The following is a 24,625-nucleotide window of genomic DNA, read 5'->3' on the forward strand; positions in this document are numbered from 1 at the left end:
ATTAATATTTTTATGAATAGCTGGTAATAAGAATAAAAAGTAATTAAAAAAAGTAAAAATGTAAAAGGCAAAAATAATTATCTGCCTTTTATATTTATGGAAATTACTTTTTTAATTTTTACTTTTTGAGTAGCAATTTCTATGTTTTAAATTGCTCATCCACGGGAATTTGATAGCCATTGGCCAGGCGGTTAGTCATATTGGCAGTGGCAGCGATCGCCATTAATTCCCCAAACATGGTATCATTCATTCCCTTGGCACGTGCCGAGGCTGTATGCGAGGCAATGCAATATTCGCAGCCATTTGTGGCACTCACGGCAATATAAATCAGTTCCCGCATCAGTGGATCGATTTCACCAGGACTACTCATAACTTCTTTCACAGCTTGCCATGTTCGTTGCAAGGTGGGAGGATGGTTAGCTATGGCTTTCCAGAAATTATTGATATAGTCATTTTGGCGTGTGGCGCGAATATCGTCGTATACTGCACGCACTTCGTCGCTGGCTTGTTCGTACTCAATGAGTTTAGTCATATTTCGATATAATTTAGTTTCCCAATAAGTGAGAACACTTAAATTTTCATATAGAGCATTTTACTAATAATAAAAGACGAGCAATATATAGAATCTTAAATTATTCATTAAAAATATCTGTTGCTTATACTTCGACTACGCTCAATACAAGTTGGCTACCTACCTACACGATTAATTTTACCAATCAAATAGGATTTGTATATGCCTCAGATTCTTGTGGAAGACTTGAAAAAGAATTTTTTTGTGTCTCAACGTTCCTCTGGATTTTTTGGTTCCGTTAAAGGTCTTGTGCAGCGAAAAACAACAATCGTTCATGCTTTGAAAGGAGTTTCATTCTCTGTTGAACAAGGAGAACTTGTAGGATACATTGGGCCAAATGGAGCGGGAAAATCAACTACTATTAAAATTTTAAGTGGTATTTTAGTACCAACTAGCGGAAAATGTATAATCGGCGGACGAACTCCTTGGAAAGATAGAATCCACCATGTTAGTCGTATTGGAGTAGTGTTTGGCCAGCGATCGCAACTTTGGTGGGATTTACCAGTAATTGAGTCTTTCGATTTGCTGCGGGATATTTATCGCGTTCCTGATTCAGGATATCGCAAGACACGCCAAGAAATGATTGATTTCCTTAGCCTTGAGAGTTTTCTCTATACTCCCGTGAGACAGTTAAGCCTTGGTCAAAGGATGCGATGTGATTTTGCCGCCGCAATGTTGCACAGACCAGAAATTTTGTTTTTAGACGAACCAACTATAGGCCTTGATGCGGTTTCCAAGCTTGCGGTTAGGAAATTTATCAAAACGTTAAATAGAACTCATCAAGTAACTACTATCCTGACTACTCATGATATGGATGATATCGAGGCATTGTGCGATCGCGTCATTATTATTGGTGGCGGTGAAATTCTCTGCGATGGAACTTTGACAGCATTGCGTTCTCAAGTTTCCTCACGTCGCTATTTAAGAATAGACCTAATAAATGATGATTTCTTTTTTGAAGAAGAAGGAGTTAGTATCATTTCTAAAGAAGGTCGTACTGTAACTCTAGCCTTCGATCCTACAAAGCTTTCTGCTGCATCTTTGATTAGTCAAGTGACTTCAAAAAATGAAGTTGCGGATCTTTTTGTCGAAAATCCACCAATTGAAGAAATAGTTGCTCAACTTTATGCCAAGTCAGGAGGAATTTTATATTAATTAGTCATTAGTTATTGGTCATTAGATTACTAGTCAAACATTAAGCCGATTTTACTTCTGAGTTCTGAATTCTGAATTCTGACTCCTTATTTACGTTATGAAAGCATATTGGTCACTATTTATTGCGAGATTTGCGCTGCTGTTGCAATATCGGACAGCTGCATTGGCTGGGGTTGCAACTCAGTTTTTTTGGGGGTTTGTAAAAGTCATGGTTCTAGAGGCATTTTTTACTCATACCGCCTCTACTCAACCGATGACGCTTCGGGAGGCTGTGGGATATGTATGGCTGGGACAAGCGTTTTTAATGGCGATCGCTCCTTGGTCAGGCGATCGCGAGATTCAAGATTTAATCCGATCCGGTGCAGTCGGCTACGATTTGCTGCGACCTACAGACCTTTATAATTTCTGGTTTACTCGTGCTTTGGCGCTTCGCACAGCACCGGTTATCCTGCGTGCTATTCCTCTTGTGACTGTGACGATGTTGATTTTTCCACTGATGGGGTTTTCAGAGCGATCGCTTTCTTTTCCACCCTCATTTGCAGCTTTTTTTGCCTTTTTTATCTCCTTTATTGCTGCAATTCTACTTTCATCTGCATTAACAATGCTTCTGACTATATCAATGATGTGGACGCTTTCTGGCGAAGGAGTTAATAATATCCTCCCCACTTTGATTATTATCTTTTCTGGCATGATTGTTCCTTTGCCACTTTTTCCTGAGTGGTTCAAGCCTTTATTAAATGCACTTCCTTTTTCAGGACTTATGGATAGACCTTTTCGACTTTTTACTGGTAATCTTCTACCAAACGAAATATTTTATGTATTGTTACATCAATTATTTTGGATATTTATTATAGTTATTCTTGGGCGTTTTCTTGTAAAACAGGGTGTGAAAAAACTTGTAATTCAAGGAGGATAAGACAATTGGATATTTTGGATTTTGGATTGAATTATTCAAAATTTAATTATAAAAATTTTCAATTATTAGGGTGTGTTGTCACACAGTGCAACGCACAGTCTTAAAATACTTAGTATTGAGGTGCATTAGGCGTTACGCCATAACCATTGGTGTCAACTTAAACTTAAACTCTGCCCCACAATCGTTTTACCCCACCCCTCAATCCCCTCCCCGCTTGCGGGGAGGGGAGGTTTTGGCTTTAGACAAAACCGGGGTGGGGTGATTCCAGATTAATTAGTAATTGAGTAAGTTTGCTCTAACATCATTACAAGGGTTTTACGTTAAGTTGACACCAATGCGCCATAACACACCCTACACTTTAAAATTATATTCGCAATGCAAAATTGAAAATTAATATGTTTTTGAATAATTTTTTTCTCTACATTCGATATATCTCCATATCTTTAAAATCACAAATGCAGTATAAAGTTTCCTTTTTACTTCAAATTTTAGGGCAGTTTTTAGTAACTGTAGTGGAATTTTTTGGCATCTGGGCGCTTTTTACTCGTTTTAATAGTATTGGTACGTGGACTTTGAGTGAAGTAGCTCTATTTTATGGAATGGTTAATATTTCTTTTGCCTGTGCTGATGCTTTAGGAAGGGGATTTGATTCATTTGGTAAAATAATTAAAAATGGCGATTTTGACCGCTTACTGCTTCGTCCACGTGCTACAGTGCTGCAACTTCTAGGCACGGAATTTACCTTAAAAAGAATTGGCAGATTTTTTCAAGGATTTGTCGTTACATGGTGGTCGCTGTCAACTCTCCATATTTCTTTTACGATTAAAATTGCGTGGCTTTTAGGCACTTCCTTTATTGGAGCTATCGCACTATTTTTAGGTATCGTTATTGTCCAAGCAACTATTACATTCTGGACGATTGAATCTTTGGAAATTATGAATATCCTCACTTATGGCGGAGTGGAAACTGCTCAATATCCTTTTGCAATTTATAGCAAGTGGTTTCAAAGATTTTTCACTTACTTCATACCTCTTGCTTGCGTGAGCTATTTTCCTTTGCTTGCAGTTCTAGAAAAACAAGATACATTTTTAGTACCTTTGTGGTTTTGTTACGTCTCTCCAATGGCAGGGATTTTATTTTTGATCGTTACACTTAAAGTTTGGAAATTAGGTGAGCAATACTACTGTTCAACTGGTAGTTAATAGCACTGTATATATATCTGAAAAACTACTGCATATTATCAATTTTATGTCATACCTAAATTGTAAAATGTTCAAGGCGAAATCGTTTGAATGCTCTAGCCGCTTCAGGAATTAGTTCGATATACCAATGTCTATTTGTTTCATCTTCAAACCAACTAACTATTGCTAGTGCTGGCTGTCCAAACTCTTTATTCTCTAGTCCAAAAAACTTGCAAAATTTTGCACCTAAAATACCAATTTGACCAGCAGATTCACCATTGTATGCTGCGGCTTCAGATAATTCCCAAGTACGTAATCGGCGATTGTCTTTCATAAAGTAACAATGCTGATACAGTTTATCTAATATGGCTTGATGTCCAGGAGTCAATTCATTATAAATAGCGTAAAATGCTTGAAGATACTCATCTTCTGAAGGAATGTAACGTTCAGTTTCGTTAACCACTCGAACCTTCTCCTTATTGCTCGGTTATTGAAAGTTCCAACTCCACATAAGTAATTATGGTATCTCGGTATATAAAAATATAGTTCAGTAAATTCCACTGACTTGTTTATTGTAATTAAAATATTGTTATTTCATGTGGTGTGTGATTAAAAAAATAGTAAGAGTTGACTTTTTGTATGTTGGTTGTATCTGAAACGATGGACTTTCAATCTCCATAAATAAATCCACTAAAAAATAAAAGCGATCGCTCCTATAAAATAAAGAGCGATCGCTATTAATTTATAATGCCAAATATAACTTAAGTAGCAACAGATTCCAGCAATTTGATATTAGAGAAAACCAAGAATCTCCTGCTATGACGGCACAAGAGTGTCAAACGAGGATGAAATCAGTGAAGTCAATTAGGTTGACAGTGATGCCATTGAGATAGGCGAGGACTTCATTGCCCTTGCTAATCCTGACCCGGTTACCATCCTGTACAATCGCTAATTGAGCAAAGGTTAGACCCCCCGTTAAGCCAATCTTATCGACGCAATTCTTGAAGTCGGTGATGGTATCTGTGCCTTCCCCTGTTGCCAAAATAAAGATATCGTTGCCAAGACCGCCGGTGAGGGTATCGTTACCGAGTCCGCCGCGCAGTCTATCGTCCCCATTGTCGCCGAACAAGACATCATCGCCCGCATTGCCGAACAGGATGTCATTGCCATTACCACCCCGGATGGTATCGTTGCCCGCTGCACCACGAATTGTATTGATGCCGTTGCCACCGTTGAGTACCAAACCAAAGTTAATTGTTAAGGTGTTGGGGGTGGGGTCAGTATTGACACCACCGTTGGCAGTACCGCCATTATCCTGCACCCGGAAGGTAAAGCTGGCAGGGTTGGGAGGTGTTGTGGGTGGGGTGGAGAAGGTGGGGGCGAGGTATTGCAACTTGTTAGCAGCGAGATCGGCGGCGGAAATCGATTGATTGAGGGTGACATTGGCACCTTTGAGGGTGAGTCGCCCGATTGTGGGTAAGGAACTGATGATTACGGCTTGCAACGAGTTTGCAGGGGTATCATTGGAGTCAGTGAAGCCGAAGTCAGCGACGGTGAAGGTGTAGCTGGTGCCTGTCGTGATGGTCTTATCCGTGCCGGAGGGCGCATCATTCACCGGAGTGATGTTAAACGATGCCGTGGCAATTGCACTCTTGGGGTCAGCAATGCCGTTTGTGGTGCCATTATCTTGCACAGTGTACTCGAAGCTAGCAACCCCGTTGTAGTTGGCGGTGGGGGTGAACAGGATGTTGGTGCCGGAAATGACCGCTGTCCCGCCCACTACATTATTGAGTGCGGTAATGGTGAGGGTTTGGTCGCTTTCATTGGCGGGGCCTGTGCTGTCGTTGCCGAGCAAGGTGGCAAAGGAAATGGTACGATTGCCAGAATCTTCGGCAATATCAGTGAGGGTATCATTTGTTGCCGTGGGGGCATCGTTTACCGGGGTGATACTGAGGTTGAAGCTGCTGGATGCCGATAATCCTCCGGCATCGGTTGCTGTGACTTTGAGCGCCACAGTGCCATTGAAGTCTTGAGGGGGCGTACCGGAGAAGGTTGCTGTGGTGGAATTGAAACTGAGCCAACTGGGAAGGGCAGTGTTATCTGCCAGGGTTGCACTCAAGCTCAGGCTGGCGTTATCCACATCGCTGAAGGTGTTGGGGGGAGGGGTAAAATTCACCGCCGTATCTTCGGGACTGGATTGATTCGCGATGGGATTGGCGACCACAGGGGCATCATTTACCGGGGTGATGCTGAGGTTGAAGGTGCTGGATGCCGATAATCCTCCGGCATCGGTTGCTGTGACTTTGAGCGCCACAGTGCCATTGAAGTCTTGGGGGGGCGTACCGGAGAAGGTTGCCGTGGTGGAATTGAAACTGAGCCAACTGGGAAGGATGCTGTTATCTGCCAGGGTTGCACTCAAGCTCAGGCTGGCATTATCCACATCGCTAAAGGTGTTAGCAGGAATGGTGAAATTCACTGTCGTATCTTCTGGGCTGGATTGATTCGCGATGGGATTGGCAACCACGGGCGCATCATTCACCGGGGTGATGTTAAACGATGCCGTGGCGGTTGCACTCTTGGGGGCAGCAATACCATTTGTGGTGCCATTATCCCGCACGGGGTACTGGAAGCTAGCAGCCCCGTTGTAGTTGGCGGGGGGGGTGAACAGGATGTTGGTGCCGGAAATGACCGCTGTGCCACCCACTACATTATTGAGTGCGGTAATGGTCAGGGTTTGACCGCTTTCATTGGCGGGGCCTGTGCTGTCGTTGCCGAGCAAGGTGGCAAAGGAAATGGTGCGAACTCCTGAATCTTCAGCAATATCAGAAAGGGTATCATTCGTTGCCGTGGGTGCATCATTGACGGCAGTAACATTGAGGGTGACGGTGGCAATATTATCCGAGTCGACCGTGCCGTCGTTGGCGCGATAGGTGAAGCTATCGGTGCCATTGAAGTTGGCATTAGGCGTGTAGGTGAAGGAGCCATTGGCGTTCAAGGTGAGACTGCCGTTGGTAGAACCTGTAACCAAAATGGCGGTCAGGGGGTTGTTCTGAGCATCGGTGTCATTGTTCAGCACCCCGTTTCCGACCGTGACCGTTAAAGGTGTGTCTTCGTCGGTAGTAAAGCTGTCATTGTTGGCAGTGGGGGGGGTGTTGGACAACGTCACACCAAACACATCGGCATTGGTCAGATTTGTACTGCCACTAATTGTCACTGTGGGTGCAGCCGAGACTCCTGCCTGCGATGCCAGACCAGCAGTGACCGCAAAAATACCCCCGGCAATCCCCTGACCGTTTTGGGCACCCGTGCCGCCCGTGGCGCTGTTGTTGCTAAAGCTGCTGTTAACCAGGGTGAGGGCACCAGAGCGGATGAAAATCGCACCCCCCAACCCCGCACCGCCGCCACCATCAAAGCCGCCATTGCCACCACCAAAGCCGCCATTGCCACCATCAATGCCGTCGCCGCCGCCGCCGCCGAAGCCGCCATTGCCGCCTGTTCCAACCTGGGAGCTACCGCCACCGCCGCCAAAGCCGCCATTGCCGGCATCGCCGCCATTGCCGTTTGAACTACCAACACTGCCGCCGCCGCCAAAGTCACCGCCATTGCCGCCACGACCGCTAACACCGCCGCCATTGCCGCCGAAGCCGCCACCCCCACCAATGCCGCCATCGCCGCCGTTGCCGCCATTCGCGCCAACTGTGGAAGTGCTAGCTCCATTGCCGCCGCCACCGCCGACCCCCCCGCCAATACCACCTGTGTTGCCATTGCTACTGGGAGAACCGTTTTGGGCAGGAGCACCGCCAAAGGGGCTGCCACTGCCACTACCACCGTTTTCGTTAGTAGTATTGCCGCTAAAGCCGCCGCCGCCGGAAAAGAAATTGCTATTGCCGCCAAAGCCGCCACCCCCGCCAAAGAAGCCACCATTGCCGCCGAAGCCACCACCACCGTAGGAGCTGAGAGCATTACCCCCGATCGCCTGGTTATTAGTAAAGGCAACATTCGTCAGGGTAACGTTGGTTTGCACCTGGCTACCATCAAACAAACCATTGATAAACAGGGCACCTCCGGCACCCATGCCACCACCGCCGCCATCACCACCTTTACCCCGTCCACCGGAGAAGGTCAAGCCAGAGATATTCACCGTTCCCCGGTTGATGAACATGATCCGCACATCCCCGGCATCATTGCTGCCATTATTATTGGCATCGCCACTAAGGATGAGGTTGTTGGTGCTCGTGCCGGTAATCGTTAAGTCATCAGTGATGATCGGCAGCATCGATGAAAGGCGAATGGTTTGCGCCCCACTGAAGACGGCTGAATCAAAGGTAATGTTGTCTGCTCCAGAGCTGCCATTCGCCGCGATAATCGCCTCTCGCAAGGAAACAACGCCATCGTTTGCATCCACGGTGTCAGCTACGGTGGTCACGTTAAAATTTGCTAGCGTATGCTGATACGCCGCCTGTGCCCCATCAACCAATACTGGTGCGGCTTCAATGCTGCCCGTGGTAAATTCCAATTCCCAATCCCCACCGAGAGCACTGCTTCCCGTCAAGTCCTTTGATGCTGCCACATCGGCTCCGGTGAGCGTCGCAATCTGGCTGACAAAATTCTGCCCTGTGGTATCGGCTGCCACATTACAGCCAAATAACAAAAAATCTCCCTCCGCACTGAAGGAACTAGCCCAGGATTGCAACACGCTGGCATAGTTCCCCAGGTTATCCCTATTCAGGCTGGTATTGCCCAACTGCAACGCCCCATCGCTGCCGTGAGAAAAGATTGACACCGAGTCGAGATTACTGTAGCCTGCTAATACATGGCTAATTTGGCTCAACTCATCGCCATTAGGATTCAGCACATACACGGCTGTATTAGGGCTGAACCCCGCCACCAGGGTTTAGTAGTTCGACAATCCCCCATCCACAAAAGCAACTGCACTGGCACTGCTGTTCAAGGATAGGGGCACAGAGAATGGGTCAACAGCAGACACCGAATTTGGCTGTATGGGGTCTAATGCCCCCTGGGGATGAGCGATTGTAGGGAATGAACTTTCAAAACTCAACATCAAAACTCCTTATTTGAGGATGTCAGCGTGAATATTTTTTGTTAAGATCGGGCAGAGGACAGCATTTCGACAGGCTCAGTGACCTGGCAGAGGACAGCACAACGACCGGCTCAGTGACCTGGCAGATACACGTAGGTTGGGTTGAGGAACGTAGACGCCGGAGGCGGCTTCCCGCAGGGTAACCCAACATTTGGCGGGTTTGTTGGGTAACGCTTACCCTCAACCCAACCTAAAATTTTCCTTAACTGAACCGTATTGGGTTTTAGGTGACTTTACTTTTTGTTACATCCTTGGGTTTATTTGCACCGTTTGACTGAAAAACATCTAGCGCCAAACTTTGCAGAAATTACAAAACAGACAGGGATGATGGAAATTCGGTCATAGCAAAGCTTCCCGCTCGTTCACAGATGAATGAAACCGGAAGATTTATTGGTCAGCTATTCTGCTTTTAAGTTGCAGAATCCATCGCCAGGATTGTTGACAGCGCCGCACTGCGATGCGCTGAGCTTGTCGAAGGGAGCCTGTCGAAGTCTTGACGGTTGACGGTTGATAGCCATGATTACGTAGTTATGCAATTGAGACGCCCATTAGCTTAGTCTGGGAAATAAATATATTTAACCAAGCTCAACAATATATTTTTTCATGAAAGAGTCGATGACGCAGTAGATTTACTGAATCTTTACATAGGCTTGATTCACAATTTTGGACTTTGGACAAAAAACACTGTTCGCGTCTAAGTTAAATCGACCAAAGCCAAGTTTTTGAGTAACCTTGACCGTCGCTTATCTACGAGATGCTGCGCGTAGCTTGCTTCACCGTAGGGATACGCTCCAATTCAAAATTATCAATTAATTAAATAATTTTTCACTTTTTGAATTTTCAATTGTCTGAATTTTTAACTTGAAATTGATTTTTAACAATGGTTACAAGCCCATTAATTTATTAATGCATACAAAAAAAGCACAGCATCATTATGTCAAAAAAGAGCATTTATGCGTGGTTTTTTATAATTCTTAATTTTTAATTGTTTTGACATTAGTGTAAAATTGGCGGGCAACAGGATAGTCAATAACATAACTTGTTATTCTTGCCTCAAAAAAGTTTGCTTTTGTATTCGCTTCTTTCTTAGTATCTGAAAAACGCTCTAAATATGTCATTTTATTTAACATCCGCTAAAGATATAACTTTTTATACAATTGATTATATCCCAAGCGATCGCCCTACAATTTTCCTAAAAAACCACGAAAAAATAAAAGCGATCGCTCCTATAAAATCAAGAGCGATCGCTTTTATTTTAAAATGCCAAATATAACTCAATACGCTTGGTTTAAGGATAATTGTAGGTTGGGTTGTAGCTTGCTCGTATTGTAGGGGTACGAAGTGAAACCCAACAAACCCCGGAAATGTTGGGTTACCCTGCGGGAAGCCGCCTCCGGCGTCTACGTTCCTCAACCCAACCTACGCAGCTACGCAGCCACAATTTTCATAAAAAAACACCAAATAATAAAAGCGATCGCTCCTTCAAAATAAAGAGCGATCGCTATTAATTTATAATGCTAAATACAATTTAAGCAGCAACAGGTTCCAGCAATTTGATATCAGAGAAAACAAATTCTTGAACCGACACTTCTCCATTGATTTTGGTGCGAATTTCGCGGCGATTTAAGATGAAATAATCGCCCACTTTTTCGTACTCATCGGTAAATTCGCTTCTACCGCCCTTTTGTTCGCCAGTTTTGGGGTCGTGGTAGACAGAATCATAGGTGTGAGATAAGTAACCTTCGCCAGTGTCGTGGCTGCTAAAGGTGTTAATTGTCACAAAAGTACCGTGAATTAAACGGTGAACGTGGCACACTTCATTGTTGCGGACTTTGTATTTATCGCCGTCAGCCTTACCGCCAACTAAAAGTTCGACTGCGCCAGTTTCGTCAGTCTTACCATAGCTAAAGGTATTGGCGCTATGGGTGTCTTCAAAGTTGCGACGGACGCGGTGAATTGCGATTTCCCAGGCTTGGCCGTGAATTGCTTGCTTGGCTGACTCGTCGTCTACGTCCAAAACTTCAGCTTTGAGATTGGCGTTGATAATTACTTTGCCTGTAAAGACCTTATTATCATGCTTATAGGTAATATTTGCGGTGTAACCGGGGAAATTTTTGTCCCAAGTATAGCGGTTCTCATAAGCAGCCCGGAAAAGTTCCTGAGCAGAGAGTTGTGTAACTGTCATGTGCTTCTCCTAGTCGCTACTGTAATTAGCGTTTTAGTATTCTTGGTATTAGCATAGAAGTAATTGTTGAGGCTTGGATAGTCCCCAACTGGGTACACTTATGGTTAATTCTCTTCACGCCGTATTTCATGCGATCGCTAACGTCCAAAACGAGCAAGAATTAAGACTGGCTCTCACGGACAAAATTAGCGACCATTTTGGCGTGCAAAATTGGGGTATCTATCTTCTAGACGAACAACCAACCGCTGAGATTGATATTCCAGCTATTCCAGCAGTCTGCTTAGAAAGCAATCCAGTGGGACGCTACGTGGTTGAGCGTCACGCTCCGGCTCACGAGCAATTATTATTATCTCCAGGAGACTGGAAGCATTTTTGCTCCCGCCACGACCACGAACACGTCATGACCGGGCCAATTGTTTGCGATGGTCGTCTTATCGGAACCCTTAACCTAGCGCGTGACAAGGGAAATCCTCCTTTTAATGGCAATGATTTAGCTGACTTAAGCGCTTTATGCATTCATTTGTCAGCAAAAATGGCAACCCTACGCGCAAAACCCAAAATATCCAATTCATTTTTAGCAAGTCCTCTCACACCCCGTGAATTAGAAATTGCCGAATTGGTGGCGCAGGGATTAACAAATGCAGAAATCGGCGAAAGACTCTGGATTACTCAAAATTCTGTCAAGCAAGCCTTGAAGAGAATGTTTCGGAAATTGAAGGTTTCAGCGCGTGCAGAATTGGTGGCAAAACTGCAAGATATATAAGTTTCATCAAGGATAAATTTTTAACTCATCCCCCAGCTTTACGCCGTGAGGATTTCGAGTCATTAGTTATTAGTCATTAGTAGTGATATCATGTCCGGCTAATCACTTATGATTAAAATATCTCCGCGTCCCCGTGTATGGTGTATCCCCGCATCAACCTAAGTGATGAGCTTGAACGGAATAATTCAATTGAGAACTCATAATTAATGAATTCTTAATTACGAATTACTAATTATTTAATAATATCGATGCTGTTTGCTTTGTTTGTGCAAGGGACGCTTCAATTAGTTGTTCTCCAAACTTTTTCACCTGTTCAACTAAAGCCTCTCCAGCATTTTCTGGCGAACCGCTATTAAAAGGAGGCGCAGGGTTGTACTCTAACAACAATTGAATTAACTTTGCTGTTTCCTCACCGCATAGATGAGCAGCAACTACCAAGCCAAAATCAATGCCAGCAGTTACACCACCACCTGTAATGCGATCGCGGTCAACCACTACTCTATCAGTTCCCACCTCAACCCCTAACATTGCCAACTGGTCGCGAAATGCCCAATGACAAGCAGCGCGGTAACCCTGCAATAATCCAGCCGCAGCTAAAATCAAAGAACCAGTACAAACAGAAGTAATATATTTTGCCGTTTTCCCTTGTAGCCTGAGAAATTCCAAAACCTCTGTATCCCGCATCATTTCGACTTGTCCCACAGCACCCCCAGGAACGCACAAAACATCCAGCGATGGGCAATTTTCAAAGGTAGTTGTGGGTAATATGGTCATTCCTTCGTTACTGATGACTGGCTGTAAAGTTTTCCACAATAAATGCACGCAAGTTTCAGGCATCATAGCAAATACTTGATGCGGCCCGGTGATATCGAGTTGAGTCATCCCAGGATAAATAAGTAGACCAATGTGATATTTAACTTGATTTGTCATAATCGACTTCTTTTAATGATTGTTATGGAATATCGTAAAAGTGACAATCAAATCTGCCCAGTCCTCGATCGAGTACAGTTTCATTTCAATGGCTAATTTTCTTCATCCCTGATTTCAAGCTTTAGCTGCTTCTCGCAATCAGTGTAAGGTTGTTTAAATAACTAATCAATTCTTATTACTTTTTCAGCAAACTCTAATTACTGATAAAAGAATTTAGCGATCGCTTGCTTTTTACCATACCTAAAAAAACCGTATTGCTCCCAGTTAAACGATACCCTTTATCAAAATTTGAATTTAAAATTGCTGTCAGTATTCTGCGCTACAAAAAACCATTTATCAAGTAAATATTAACTAAAGTTTATTAGGCTAAAGTCGTAACTGATGGCTTACAAAATGGAAATTTAGACGCTTGCATTATATTTTTTTGGCAAATAATCATTAAATACACATCTAATACACGTAAGTATAATTTTATTAATACTTTATAAATAAGTTGCTAATTGAATGTGTTTTTGATGTGATACTTAGAAAATCTCATACTCGTCATTGCTTACCCTAGCTGCGGAATGTAGATGGTTTCAAGGGGTTGCTTCCTCTTGTTTATCAAAAATTTAATTTTCATACAAGTCTATTCCAGAAGCCTCATATATGTTTGAGACAAACTTTTCTGATTTCGATAATTCAGCTTTGTTTACTGGTTTTCCCTCAAGTCAAAATCTAGGGTCGAACTTGAGTGCCAACTTATTGTTAACTGAGCCACAGTTAGTAAATCCTCAGTCAATTGCTTTCGTAGATTTAAGTATTCCTGAGGTAGAACAAATTCTTCAAGGTTTAACTGCTGACCTCATTATTCCGCTTCAGTCTGAGAAGGATAGTATTACACAAATAACTGAGACGCTCTCTAATTATGACGATCTTTTAGGAGTTCACATTATTTCTCACGGCAGTTCTGGTCAACTGGAGCTTGGGGATTCTGTAGTCAATCTTCAGACACTCAGCAGCCGAAGTCAAGACTTACAAACCTGGGCAGAAGCTTTAGCGCCTGATGCCGATATCTTGCTCTACGGTTGTAATGTTGCCGCAGGTACAGTGGGGAGTACCTTTGTTTCCGAATTGGGGCAATTGACTGGGGCTGATGTAGCTGCATCGACAGATCTAACTGGGAATGTATCTCAAGGTGGCAACTGGGTGCTGGAGTACGCAACTGGTACAATTGAATCTCCTCTAGCCATCCAGCCTTCGCTTTTAAATACCTATAATGGGGTGCTGGCTAGCTTTGACTTCACGAATTTTGCCAGCACGAGTGGACTCAAATTTAATGGCAGTTCGGCCAAGTTTGGTACTGCATTGCGTTTGACTCCAGCCTCTGCATCTAAGACGGGTAGTGTTTTCTATACTACCCCCATTGCATTGGATACTGACACCTCCTTTCAAACCCAGTTTCAATTTCAATTGAGAGGTGGAACTCTTGGATCTGATGGATTTACCTTTGTGTTGCAAAATAGTCCAGCAAAGGCCAATGCTATCGGTAGTAGAGGTGGCAATTTAGGCTATGGCGGGACTGTCAGCCCTATTACTCAGAGTTTAGCGATTAAGTTTGACACTTTTAAGAATGCAACAGATCCTAACAACAACAACATTGCTGTGCTGCGAGATGGTAATGTAACTGCTGCGCTTGCAACCACCAGTAATGTCACTGATTCAAACTCAGGTACACCAATCGATCTGAACTCCGGTACGCCAATTAATGCTTGGATTCAGTACAACGGTAATACCGATAAACTGGATGTTTTCCTTTCTCAAAGTTCGACTAAACTTCCAACCGCCAAAGCAGCACTTTCCTACCAGATTGATTTAACTTCTGTTCTCGGTTCCCAAGCCTTTGTTGGCTTTACTGCTGGGACAGGATCTCGATTTAATGCTCAAGATATTAACAGTTGGACATTCAATTCTGATAATAATACCTCAAGTGGATTAATAGGCTATTGGAAATTTGAAGAAGCGACAGGTAATACTGTTTTAGACAGCTCTGGCAATAATAATAGCGGATCGTTGATTAATTCCAGTAGAACGACTGGTCTATATGGCCAAGCTCTTCAAGTGACTGGAAGCAATAGCTCCCATGCCAGTATACCTGCTTCAGCTAGTATTAACTCTCTGACTAATCAAATCACTATCTCAGCCTGGGTACGTCCAAATGTTCAACCAGTGGGTTTTAGAGCTGTTGTAAATAGACAGATTGGCGACACTCTTCATCCCGATCAATTCTTTTTGGGGTTTGGTCCGCGCAATCAAGTAATGAGGTATAAGTGGGAAATAGGCACTAGTGATGGTGAAGGTAATGTTTACGAAGGTTCACCAACCAGCGATCGCTGGGTACACATGGTAGGGACATACGATGGTAGTATGATGCGTCTTTATGTTGATGGTGTTCAAATTGGTAGTAGCCCGCTTACTGGCAACATATTAGTAGATAGCAATCCAGTAACTATTGGTGCAGGCGAGAACTATGGTGAAGGGACACCATTGGGCGATCGCTTTAATGGATTAATTGATGAAGTCCGCATCTATAATCGTGCTTTGAGTGCAACTGAAGTTAAGAACTTACAGTAAATTGGGCTATCTTCAGGGAAGAAAAAACCGCTAAGCAAAGAGGTTGAGCTAATTGTAAATCCCCTCTCCCATTTGGAGAGGGGTTTAAAGTAAAGTTACGCCGGATAAATCCTGAGGCGACGATTTGGTTCTTCGCCAAAGCTGTGAGACTTGAGTCGATAGTGTTCTACCAACTCATGTTGCATTTTGCGGACTTGGGGAGAACGTGGTAATAACTCCACTGGTTGTCCTTTAGGAATGACAATTTGCTCTACGGCAAGTCTAGCTTCTTCCAAGGCGTCCATTTCGTCATCGCTACCACTGTGCAAAAACAGTTGCAGTTCTCGGTCGTCGGCCAGTTCTGGGTCGTCGATGTTCAGCAACCGCCGCAAACCACGGGTAATTTGAGGAATGGTGCTGGATTTTATCATGTGGATAGGCACATGACGGGCTTTGGCCATTTGGCGTAATTTGGCATGGTTTTTGACATGCGATCGCAGTGCTAAAATTGCATCAGCACTATCTATATCTTTTGTCAAGACCACAGGTAAAGTTAGCACGCTGATTACCTGTTCGAGTTGGTGGCGGCTAACGCCATAGGGGTAAATGTGCAGTGGTAAATCTTCACCATTTGGCCCTGACTGTCTAGTAGCATCCAAATCAATGCTTTCAGAATAGTTGAAGGATTCATCCAGCAAGCGGTCAAACTCACTGCGCCCAGTTACCCGCTCCACAGGCAACTGGGGCAGTGCTAGCATTTGTCCGGATGAACGCCAGCCGTTGGACTGTCGCCCGGAAGGAAAAGATTCTTCCCCTGCTGCTAGATGCCCTCCGCGACCATTAACAACAGCTAATTGTCGTGTAATGGCAACTTTCCCCTGGTCATCAACGGTTCTTGTTTGTGGATTAGGCTGACGACCCCGCAACAGATTATCTACTGTGTCAGCAACGCTTTCGTGTATTACCCAACGTTGCCGTTCCAACATTTCCACAGCAATTTCAAAGGTGGGAGGGGCTTTGCGTTCCAAAACAGTTTTTTGCGAACCCCGGCGTCTAGCTTCGTCGTCTCCCAGAGTCACAGCTTGGATACCCCCAACTAAATCAGCCAGGGTGGGGTTTTTGATCAGGTTTTCAATCTGATTCCCGTGGGCAGTACCTACCAACTGTACACCGCGTTCGGCAATGGTACGAGCTGCTAAAGCTTCCAGTTCCGTGCCAATTTCATCAATGACAATGACTTCTGGCATGTGGTTTTCCACTGCTTCAATCATCACTTGATGCTGTTGGTTTGGATGAGCTACTTGCATCCGTCGAGCGCGACCAATGGCGGGGTGGGCAACATCACCATCCCCAGCTATTTCATTTGATGTATCAATAATCACTACTCGCTTTTGCAGTTCATCCGCCAAAACACGGGCAATTTCCCGTAGGGCAGTGGTTTTGCCCACACCTGGACGCCCCAGCATGAGAATCGATTTACCAGTTTCTACCAAATCGCGGATCATACCGATGGTTCCAAACACCGCCCGACCGACGCGACAGGTCAAACCAATAATCTTGCCTGTGCGGTTGCGGATGGCGCTGATCCGATGCAAAGTTTGCTCAATTCCTGCCCGATTATCTCCGCCAAAGATTCCAACTCGCTCAATGCAATCATCTATCTGTTCTTGAGTAACGGGTGTTTCGCTCAGATACTCAGCTTGATTGGGAAAGCGAGCTTCTGGACGGCGACCCAAATCCAAGACCACTTCAACTAAACTATCTCGTTTGGGATGACTCTCTAGTACTTGTCGCAGGTCTTGGGGCAAAATGTCTAATAACTTTTGGAGATCGTCTGTAATCGTCATGCTTTCTATGAGAGAGATAGCGAGGACATTTGCGTGCAGGAGAACCGAGTAATTAAGTTATCGCGCATTTAAGGCAGCACGTCTTTTGGTATTGACTGTTGAGAGTTAACCATCAGCAGTCAATAGCATCAAAACTGCAATTTCAAAGCTCAATAGCTTAATACTCCTGCTGTGACTTGATCTGGGAAACGAGAGAATGGGCTAGCTCTACAGCTTGCCAAAGTAATTCCTCATCTTCTTCTAAATGAACTGTGGTTTGAAAATTGGTTTTACTCACCTCCTTGTTTTCTAATTGTTCAAGAATGGGTGACAGCAGTACACGGGCGTAGCTACCGTAGGCAATTCCAGCGATATGTGACGCAAAGACTGGGAGACGCTCTGATGCTGTGAAAGAATTCTCCGTGTCAGAGCGTCCCCGCATCCCCGTGTCCTCTTCCCCTGCCTGTTTGAGGAGTGCCATTGCCTTTAACTTGGCAACGGTATAGCTATTTGTGCCGCCTGCCAACTGCACATATCCCGGTAACTTAGCTGCCAAAACTTTTTGCCCTAATTTCACCGCTGCTAGGGTGGTGCCATCACCGATGTCACCGCTCATGGGGCGACCGTCGGTTTGCCAAATTAAAGCACTTTTGAGTGGGGTAATTAGTTTATACAGCGCTTTTAAGTAATCAGTCATCCCCTCGCCATCGGGACAACTTATGGCTACTACCTTTAGTGTATCAACCCACGGTAAAATTGCTTGCCATAATCGCTCAAATTCTGCCAACCGCCCAACTTTTGTATGGATTTCTACGGCATCTACTCCCGTTGACATTACCAATGGCGCGATCGCTCCCGGCGTTGACATATATGAATTTGTATAAATTATATCATATGGACAAACTGGTATACAACGACCACAGCCATAGCATTTCTCGGCTACTACTCCCGAAAATTCTTGTTTTATACTGTTAAACACGATTGCTTGTGCCGGACAAACCCTTTCACAGGGTCTAGGGCAGTCTGTAGGGCACTGAGTAGGATTAAATTCTGCCTTGCGAAAATGAGGGTCTTCTCCATCATTCAGGCTGACCATTAAAAAAGGTGAATTGCCTTTGTAGCCAAAGCCTCGCCCTTGGGCATCCCCAGCCAAATCCTTGGCTATTCGTAGCGCCGCTTGTGCTGCTGCAATTACCGCCGGATCGGCAGCCACATCTATGCAGTCAGCGCCCGCCAAAGTGTAGGCTAACGTTAAACTTCTGACTGCCGGCAGATGCTGGAAACTGGCTCCGCAGATGAGCTTGAACCAGTGACCAAGTTTTAGAGATTGTAAAGGGGCGAACAGATCAGTCACATTTCTATTATGCGTTTCTGAGACTAAAAATAGTAGTGTGTAATCAATAAAAAGTCCGGATTTGGTAATTTGGGGTATGGGGCATGGGGCATTGGCAAGAGGATGGGGAACTCTTAGCAGGGAGCAAGGGAGAGAAAAAAACTATATATCTGAATAAGGGAACTCCAAAAAATAAATTATTCCAGTTAAGGCGTTGACCCTGAGCGAAGTCGTACCACTACGTAGAAGCAAGCTACGCGTAGCGGCGACCATAAAAGAAGGGTCAACAATCTTCTATAGAATATTTTTTTATTTGGAAGTCCCCCTAAATTGAGTAATTGTCCCTTCATGGGGGAATCAAGCAAATGCAGTTAATACAGCAGATAGAACAGCAGCAGGAACAACAACGGCTAGTGGGAGCCATCGCTCTACATATCCGCCAATCTTTGCAGCTGCAAGACATTCTGAATACCAGTGTTCAAGAACTCCGCCAGTTACTCAAGGCGGATCGGGCATTAGTTTATCAGTTAAAACCTCAAATGAGGGGTAGTGTTGTAGCAGAGTCGGTTTTACCTGAATGGATAGAAGTCTCAGAACTGGAAATTGAAGATACTTGTTTGCAGCAAAGCCAGAGGGAAGAATATAGTCATGGAAAAATCTGGATAGCGACGAACATCTACGAAGCGGGTTTAAGTGAGTGCCACCTTCAATTATTAGAGCAGTTTCAGGTAAAGGCAAGTTTAGTGGTGCCGATTTTGCTCAAGAACAAAGAAACTCCAACATTGGAACTGTGGGGACTTTTTATCGTTCATCAATGTTCTGCGCCGCGACAATGGCAGACATTGGAAGTGGAATTGCTCAAACAATTGACGGTGCAACTAGCCATCGCCATTCAACAAGCCGAACTTTACCACAATCTCCAAAGCCTCAACGCTCAGTTAGAAGCCAAAGTCCAGGAACGCACAGCTGCATTAGAGGAAAGCGATCGCCGATTTCGCGCCATCTTCAATAACACTTTCCAATTCACAGGTTTATTGACACCAGATGGCATTTTGCTAGAAGCAAATCAGACTGCACTGAGTTTTGGTGGACTGAAGCTAGAAGATGTCGTCAACCGTCCTTTTTGGGAAACACACTGGTGGACGATTTCACCACAAACCCAAGAACAATTAAAACAAGCCATCGCCCGTGCAGCTCAAGGTGAGTTTATCCGTTACGAAGTTGATGTGATTGGGGCAAATAACCAAATAGCAACCATTGATTTTTCCCTACGTCCCCTACAAAACGAAAGCGGTCAAGTGGTTTTGTTGATTCCTGAAGGGCGAGACATCACCCAACGCAAACAAACAGAAGAAACGCTACGTAAAAGTCAAGCTTTGCTAGAAGAATCCCAGCGAGTTGCTCGCCTTGGCAATTGGGAATATGAATTGGCCAGTGGTAAAATTACCTGGTCTCAGGGACTTTTTCACCTCTTCAATCGGCAACCCTCACTTTTAGAGCCGACTTATGAAGAAAATCTGCAATTGTATCATCCCGAAGATGGCCAGAAATTGCACCAAAGTGTAGAGCGAGCCATCGCCACTGGTGAGTCCTACAAAGAAATTCTCCGCGTACCACAGCCAGATGGTTCCCATTGCTACTTCGAGGCCATTGGACATGCAGAATTCAACGCCGATGGACAAGTAATTCGTCTTTATGGTACTGCTCAAGATGTCACAGAAAAGCAAGCCGCGCAGCGCGATCGCCAAACAGCCGAAGAAACCTTACGCCAAAGTGAAAAACGTTGGCAACTGGCCATCGCAGGTACTAACGAGGCAATTTGGGATTGGGACATCTGCACCAATCGCACCTTTCGGTCGGCTCGTTGGTTCGCAATTTTGGGATACGAACCCCACGAAATCAGCGATGGCGATGAAGAGTGGGAAACTCGCATTCATCCTGATGACTACACCAGAGTCATGGCTGCACAAGAAGCTTATTTGAGTAGGCAAGCTCCAGATTATAACGTCGAGTATCGTCTGCGGCGCAAGGATGGCAGCTATCGTTGGGTGCGATCGCGGGCAAAAGCTGTTTGGGATGAGCAAGGAAATGCGGTGCGATTAGTTGGTTCTCTGGGAGACGTGAGCGATGTATACCAGGAGCTTCGCTTACGCAAACTTGCCGAGGAAAAACTCCGACATAGTGAAGCCCGATTCCAAGCATTTATGGACAATAGTCCGGTGCTAGCTTGGATTACTGATACTGATGGACAGATAGTATATTTAAACCAAACATATTTACGTACATTTAAATTACAACCCCAACAGGTGGTTGGGCAATCCATATTTGACCTCTACCCAACAGAAATTGCTCAGCAGCATTTAGATCGCATCCGCGCAACCACACAAACAAATCAGGTACTTGAAGTCATTGAAACTGCTCCTCGACCAGACGGCACCACTGGTGAATTTTTGGTATACAAATTTCCGATTTTGGGATTGTCGGCACAAAAATTAGTGGGTAGGGTGGCCATTGACATCACAGAACGTAAAATTCTGGAACGAGAACTAGCTCATCAGCAACAGTTATTGGATGCTTTTATTAGTAGCGCACCTGTTGGTTTAACAGTTCTTGATGGCAAGTTGCATTTTACATTGGTGAATCAAGCACTAGCACAAATGAATGGAATTCAGGTAGCAGCGCATATTGGCAAGACTGTGTGGGAGATTATCCCGGATTTGGCACGAAAGCTAGAACCGATCTTTCAACACGTTTTAACAATGGGTGAACCGATTCTGGATGTGGAAATCGACGGCGAAACTCCAAAACACCCTGGTGTGAAGCGGACGTGGTTAGTTTCCTGCTTTCCGATTCTTTCTCAGGCTGAGCAACCCATTAGCGTTGGCTTTGTCATTGTGGAAATCAGCGATCGCAAACGCGCCCAACGGATGTTAGAACTGCAAGCAGTAATTACCCGAAACATCGCTGAGGGAATTTGCTTAATTAGAGTTACTGATGCCATTATTGTCTACGCCAATCCGAAATTCGAGCAAATGTTTGGCTATGACTCTGGGGAATTAGTTGGTCAGCATGTATCAATTGTCAACTACGGCGATGAAAACAATACACCTGAAGATGTTAACCAGGCCATTAGAGCTGCTGTTTTCCAACACGGTGAAGCTACTTATGAAATTCATAATGTCAAGAAAGATGGCACGCCTTTTTGGTGTAGTGCTACTAGTTCTGTCTTTGAGCATCCTGAATATGGAAGCGTCATTGTCGCTGTCCACCAAGATATTACTGAGCATAAGCAAGCAGAGGAAAAAATCAAAGCTTCTCTGAAAGAAAAAGAGGTATTACTCAAAGAAATTCACCATCGGGTAAAGAACAATTTAGGAATTGTCAGCAGTTTGCTACAAATGCAGTGCAGACGCACACAAGATCCTCAAGTAGCTGCAATTCTCCGCGATAGCCAAAACCGCATCGCCTCTATTGCCTTAGTTCATGAAAAATTGTATCGCTCTGAAGACCTCGCTGATATTGATTTCGCTCAATACATACCAGATTTAACAACCCACTTATTTGATTCCTATAACGTTAGTTCCAGTCAAATTAAACTGAAAGTTTACATTGATGATGCTAGCCTCGATATCGAAACCGCCATTCCTTGTGGTTTGATTATCAATGAACTGGTTTCTAATGCTTTGAAATACGCGTTTGTTGGAAATTGTGAAGGAGAAATTGAAGTTAAATTTTATCAAGCATCAGAGGGTAATTTAATACTTATTATTCGAGATAATGGTATTGGGTTACCTGAAAATTTTGATACAAAAAAAAATAAAACGCTAGGCATAACCCTTGTCCAAGGTTTAGTCAAACAGCTAAGAGGAAAGCTCGAAATTCAGTGTCAGCAGGGAACACAATTCAAAATTTCTTTTACAAACAGCAGGACATAAAATCAATATGATTGGCATCGCGTCAAACAGTAATCAAAATGAGACAGTTAAAGTCCTTGTTGTTGAAGATGAATATATTCTCGCCATCAACTTACAAGAAAGTTTAGAAACTCTGGGATATACTGTTTTAGATATTGCCGATTCGGCAGAATTAGCAATTGAAAAAGCAACTCAGTTGCGCCCCAACTTGATTTTAATGGATATTAGATTACGGGGTGAACTCGATGGCATTCAGGCAGCAGAGCAAATTTGGCTTTATTTGCAAATTCCGGTAATCTACGTCACCGGTCATTCAGATAAAAGTACTGTGGAGCGGGCAACACTCACATCTCCTTTTGGATATATTCTTAAACCCATCAAAGAAAAAGAACTTTACGTTGCGATTCAAACAGCTCTCAATCGCTACAATCGAGAGCAGTTTTTGACTTCTGTACTTCGAGGTATGGGTGACGGTGTAATTGTAGTAGATACCGAATTACATATTAAATTTATTAATGAAGTAGGTGAAGCCCTAACAGGTTGGCGATGGAACGAAGCCAAGGAAAAAATGTTAACTGAAGTTGTAAAATTTGTTGATGAACAAACTCTACTTCCAATCAAAAATCCAATTATCGTAGCTTTTGAACAACAAACTATTATCTATCTTGGCACTCAGGTTTTACTCGTTAACAAAGATGGTACAACTATTCCAGTAGCTGATAGTGCTACTCCTTTGAAAGATAACAACGGTGTGATTACAGGAGCCGTACTGGTTTTTCGGGATGACACGCGAAGACGGCTCACCGAAGAACGCAATCTTGCTGCTGAACGTGCTAAACAACTAGAAATTCAAGTGGCAGAACTCGAAAGATTAAACAAGTTAAAAGAAGACTTTTTAATAACTACTTCTCATGAAATGCGAACGCCACTGTCAAACATCAAAATGGCAATTAACGTGCTAGAAAATATTTTAGATCGACAGGGAATTTTTAATTCAGAGGAAAGTTTTACATCTGAAATTGTAAATCGTTATCTCAGCATCATGCGTGACCAATGCGAACAAGAATTAGATTTAGTGGACGACTTGTTGTACATACGAATGATTGATTCAAATACCTATCCATTGGAATTAACTGCAATTGAACTCCAAAGTTGGCTTCCTCATATAGTGGAGGGTTTTGAAGCACGTATTCAGCAACAACAACAGATATTAGAACTGAGAGTTTCTCCAGATTTACCATCTTTAGTTTCAGACTTGACAAGCCTGACGGAAATTATCTCAGAGTTACTAAACAATGCTTGTAAATACACCCCTGCCAATGAACAAATTCAAATAACTGCCCAGTTCGTTAATATCACAGAAAGTGTAGTCAATGAAGATGCCAAATCTGGTGTATCAAATAATCTAGAAATTCCTTACTTTGAAATTACTATTAGTAATTCTGGAGTTGAAATTCCCATAAATGAACAATCTCGAATCTTCGATCCGTTTTACCGCATTGTTCAAAACCAAACACAGGAGCAATCTCAAATTTTCGATCGAGTTTATCAGATTGTGCAGAGCGATCGCCGATATTATGGTAACACAGGATTAGGTTTATCATTGGTTAAAAAATTAGTCGAATATCTCCAAGGCACAATTGAAGTTAACAGTTTTCAAGGCTGGACAAATTTTATTGTAAAACTGCCTGTGAGAATCTTAGAGGAGTAATTAGGGAACTTTTAGGGTTGACGGTTGACTGTTAACTGTTAACTACAAACAGTCTCCTACAGAATATTTTTTACTTTCAAGTTTCTTAAGACTCTGGTTGTTCTATGGGAATTTCGATGGTGAATTCTGCTCCTTGGCCAACAGATGAGTTACAAGTAATGTTTCCTCGATGTTTTTGCACAATAACTTGATAACTAATAGACAATCCTAAGCCACTACCTTTGCCTACAGGTTTTGTGGTAAAAAATGGATCGAATAAACGCGATCGCAATGAATCTTGGATACCAGGGCCATTGTCAGCGATGGTAATTTTGACTGTGTTAGAGTTTGTCATCTGCGTGTAAATCTGAATTTGGGGTATTAGGAGTGGTGAGTGCTGAGTGTTGACTGTTGACTGAGGAGCTATTATTCTCTTCTCATCTTCCCATCTCCCCATCTCCCCATCTC

General features: G+C 43.7%; 17 protein-coding genes. 7 read left to right on the forward strand and 10 right to left on the reverse strand.

Features of this window, described 5'->3' with window-relative positions; all coding sequences use genetic code 11:
• Positions 1-139 precede the first annotated feature (139 nt).
• Positions 140-532 carry a carboxymuconolactone decarboxylase family protein gene (locus GNE10_RS11920; RefSeq protein ID WP_185565360.1) on the reverse strand — a complete coding sequence of 131 codons (393 nt, stop codon included), beginning with the start codon at positions 530-532 and terminating at the stop codon, positions 140-142.
• 201 nt (positions 533-733) lie between these two features.
• Here GNE10_RS11920 and GNE10_RS11925 point away from each other — a divergent pair, with 201 nt between their 5' ends.
• The 3 genes from GNE10_RS11925 to GNE10_RS11935 all read left to right on the forward strand — a co-directional run bounded on the left by GNE10_RS11925 (position 734) and on the right by GNE10_RS11935 (position 3,844).
• Entirely contained in the window at positions 734-1,726 is a 993-nt protein-coding gene (locus GNE10_RS11925; RefSeq protein ID WP_185565361.1) for an ATP-binding cassette domain-containing protein, read from the forward strand.
• 97 nt (positions 1,727-1,823) lie between these two features.
• A complete protein-coding gene (locus tag GNE10_RS11930) occupies positions 1,824-2,642 on the forward strand; it encodes an ABC-2 family transporter protein (RefSeq protein ID WP_185565362.1) in 819 nt (272 codons plus the stop codon).
• Between the two features lie 455 nt (positions 2,643-3,097).
• Positions 3,098-3,844, forward strand: coding sequence for an ABC transporter permease (locus tag GNE10_RS11935; protein ID WP_260446863.1), 747 nt, complete (start codon positions 3,098-3,100; stop codon positions 3,842-3,844).
• 55 nt (positions 3,845-3,899) lie between these two features.
• Here the strand turns inward: GNE10_RS11935 and GNE10_RS11940 are convergent, their stop codons facing one another.
• The 5 genes from GNE10_RS11940 to GNE10_RS11960 form a co-directional block, all read right to left on the reverse strand.
• On the reverse strand, positions 3,900-4,286 hold the full coding sequence (locus tag GNE10_RS11940; RefSeq protein WP_185565364.1) for a hypothetical protein: 387 nt from the start codon (positions 4,284-4,286) through the stop codon (positions 3,900-3,902).
• A gap of 372 nt (positions 4,287-4,658) precedes the next feature.
• Complete coding sequence (locus tag GNE10_RS11945) at positions 4,659-8,711, reverse strand: tandem-95 repeat protein (protein ID WP_311774808.1); 4,053 nt, start codon at positions 8,709-8,711, stop codon at positions 4,659-4,661.
• 1,187 nt (positions 8,712-9,898) lie between these two features.
• A complete protein-coding gene (locus GNE10_RS11950) occupies positions 9,899-10,042 on the reverse strand; it encodes a hypothetical protein (protein ID WP_185565375.1) in 144 nt (47 codons plus the stop codon).
• A gap of 43 nt (positions 10,043-10,085) precedes the next feature.
• Complete coding sequence (locus GNE10_RS11955) at positions 10,086-10,337, reverse strand: hypothetical protein (protein ID WP_185565366.1); 252 nt, start codon at positions 10,335-10,337, stop codon at positions 10,086-10,088.
• Between the two features lie 115 nt (positions 10,338-10,452).
• A complete protein-coding gene (locus GNE10_RS11960) occupies positions 10,453-11,109 on the reverse strand; it encodes a DUF3386 domain-containing protein (RefSeq protein WP_185565367.1) in 657 nt (218 codons plus the stop codon).
• Positions 11,110-11,209: 100 nt separating this feature from the next.
• On the opposite strand from GNE10_RS11960, the gene GNE10_RS11965 reads away from it, so the two are divergent.
• Positions 11,210-11,872 (forward strand): LuxR C-terminal-related transcriptional regulator, encoded by a 663-nt coding sequence (locus tag GNE10_RS11965; protein WP_185565368.1) that lies wholly within the window; start codon positions 11,210-11,212, stop codon positions 11,870-11,872.
• A gap of 228 nt (positions 11,873-12,100) precedes the next feature.
• On the opposite strand, the gene GNE10_RS11970 is transcribed toward GNE10_RS11965, so the two are convergent.
• On the reverse strand, positions 12,101-12,802 hold the full coding sequence (locus tag GNE10_RS11970; RefSeq protein WP_185565369.1) for a DJ-1/PfpI family protein: 702 nt from the start codon (positions 12,800-12,802) through the stop codon (positions 12,101-12,103).
• A gap of 648 nt (positions 12,803-13,450) precedes the next feature.
• On the opposite strand from GNE10_RS11970, the gene GNE10_RS11975 reads away from it, so the two are divergent.
• The gene (locus tag GNE10_RS11975) at positions 13,451-15,415 is read left to right on the forward strand and encodes a DUF4347 domain-containing protein (RefSeq protein ID WP_185565370.1); all 1,965 of its coding nucleotides are present in this window, start codon (positions 13,451-13,453) and stop codon (positions 15,413-15,415) included.
• Positions 15,416-15,510: 95 nt separating this feature from the next.
• Here the strand turns inward: GNE10_RS11975 and GNE10_RS11980 are convergent, their stop codons facing one another.
• Together GNE10_RS11980 and ldpA are read right to left on the reverse strand one after the other, a co-directional pair.
• Positions 15,511-17,241, reverse strand: coding sequence for a R3H domain-containing nucleic acid-binding protein (locus GNE10_RS11980; protein WP_099069052.1), 1,731 nt, complete (start codon positions 17,239-17,241; stop codon positions 15,511-15,513).
• Between the two features lie 157 nt (positions 17,242-17,398).
• Positions 17,399-18,574 (reverse strand): circadian clock protein LdpA, encoded by a 1,176-nt coding sequence (ldpA, locus tag GNE10_RS11985; RefSeq protein ID WP_185565371.1) that lies wholly within the window; start codon positions 18,572-18,574, stop codon positions 17,399-17,401.
• 344 nt (positions 18,575-18,918) lie between these two features.
• Between ldpA and GNE10_RS11990 the strand changes: the two genes are divergently transcribed.
• Both GNE10_RS11990 and GNE10_RS11995 read left to right on the forward strand, forming a co-directional pair.
• The gene (locus tag GNE10_RS11990) at positions 18,919-22,488 is read left to right on the forward strand and encodes a PAS domain S-box protein (protein ID WP_185565372.1); all 3,570 of its coding nucleotides are present in this window, start codon (positions 18,919-18,921) and stop codon (positions 22,486-22,488) included.
• Between the two features lie 7 nt (positions 22,489-22,495).
• Complete coding sequence (locus tag GNE10_RS11995; protein WP_185565373.1) at positions 22,496-24,178, forward strand: ATP-binding protein; 1,683 nt, start codon at positions 22,496-22,498, stop codon at positions 24,176-24,178.
• A gap of 85 nt (positions 24,179-24,263) precedes the next feature.
• On the opposite strand, the gene GNE10_RS12000 is transcribed toward GNE10_RS11995, so the two are convergent.
• On the reverse strand, positions 24,264-24,625 hold a 362-nt coding region (locus tag GNE10_RS12000; RefSeq protein ID WP_185565374.1), incomplete at its 5' end, for a sensor histidine kinase.

Source organism: Nostoc sp. 2RC, from assembly GCF_014222165.1.
Taxonomy (GTDB): Bacteria; Cyanobacteriota; Cyanobacteriia; order Cyanobacteriales; family Nostocaceae; genus Nostoc; species Nostoc linckia.

What these genes read in the sequence shown, in the direction of transcription:
- GNE10_RS11920 (WP_185565360.1), bottom strand. Translation starts at nt 532, where the DNA reads ATGACTAAACTCATTGAGTACGAACAAGCCAGCGACGAAGTGCGTGCA.
- GNE10_RS11925 (WP_185565361.1), top strand. Translation starts at nt 734, where the DNA reads ATGCCTCAGATTCTTGTGGAAGACTTGAAAAAGAATTTTTTTGTGTCT.
- GNE10_RS11930 (WP_185565362.1), top strand. Translation starts at nt 1,824, where the DNA reads ATGAAAGCATATTGGTCACTATTTATTGCGAGATTTGCGCTGCTGTTG.
- GNE10_RS11935 (WP_260446863.1), top strand. Translation starts at nt 3,098, where the DNA reads ATGCAGTATAAAGTTTCCTTTTTACTTCAAATTTTAGGGCAGTTTTTA.
- GNE10_RS11950 (WP_185565375.1), bottom strand. Translation starts at nt 10,042, where the DNA reads ATGACATATTTAGAGCGTTTTTCAGATACTAAGAAAGAAGCGAATACA.
- GNE10_RS11960 (WP_185565367.1), bottom strand. Translation starts at nt 11,109, where the DNA reads ATGACAGTTACACAACTCTCTGCTCAGGAACTTTTCCGGGCTGCTTAT.
- GNE10_RS11965 (WP_185565368.1), top strand. Translation starts at nt 11,210, where the DNA reads ATGGTTAATTCTCTTCACGCCGTATTTCATGCGATCGCTAACGTCCAA.
- GNE10_RS11970 (WP_185565369.1), bottom strand. Translation starts at nt 12,802, where the DNA reads ATGACAAATCAAGTTAAATATCACATTGGTCTACTTATTTATCCTGGG.
- GNE10_RS11975 (WP_185565370.1), top strand. Translation starts at nt 13,451, where the DNA reads ATGTTTGAGACAAACTTTTCTGATTTCGATAATTCAGCTTTGTTTACT.
- GNE10_RS11980 (WP_099069052.1), bottom strand. Translation starts at nt 17,241, where the DNA reads ATGACGATTACAGACGATCTCCAAAAGTTATTAGACATTTTGCCCCAA.
- GNE10_RS11990 (WP_185565372.1), top strand. Translation starts at nt 18,919, where the DNA reads ATGCAGTTAATACAGCAGATAGAACAGCAGCAGGAACAACAACGGCTA.
- GNE10_RS11995 (WP_185565373.1), top strand. Translation starts at nt 22,496, where the DNA reads ATGATTGGCATCGCGTCAAACAGTAATCAAAATGAGACAGTTAAAGTC.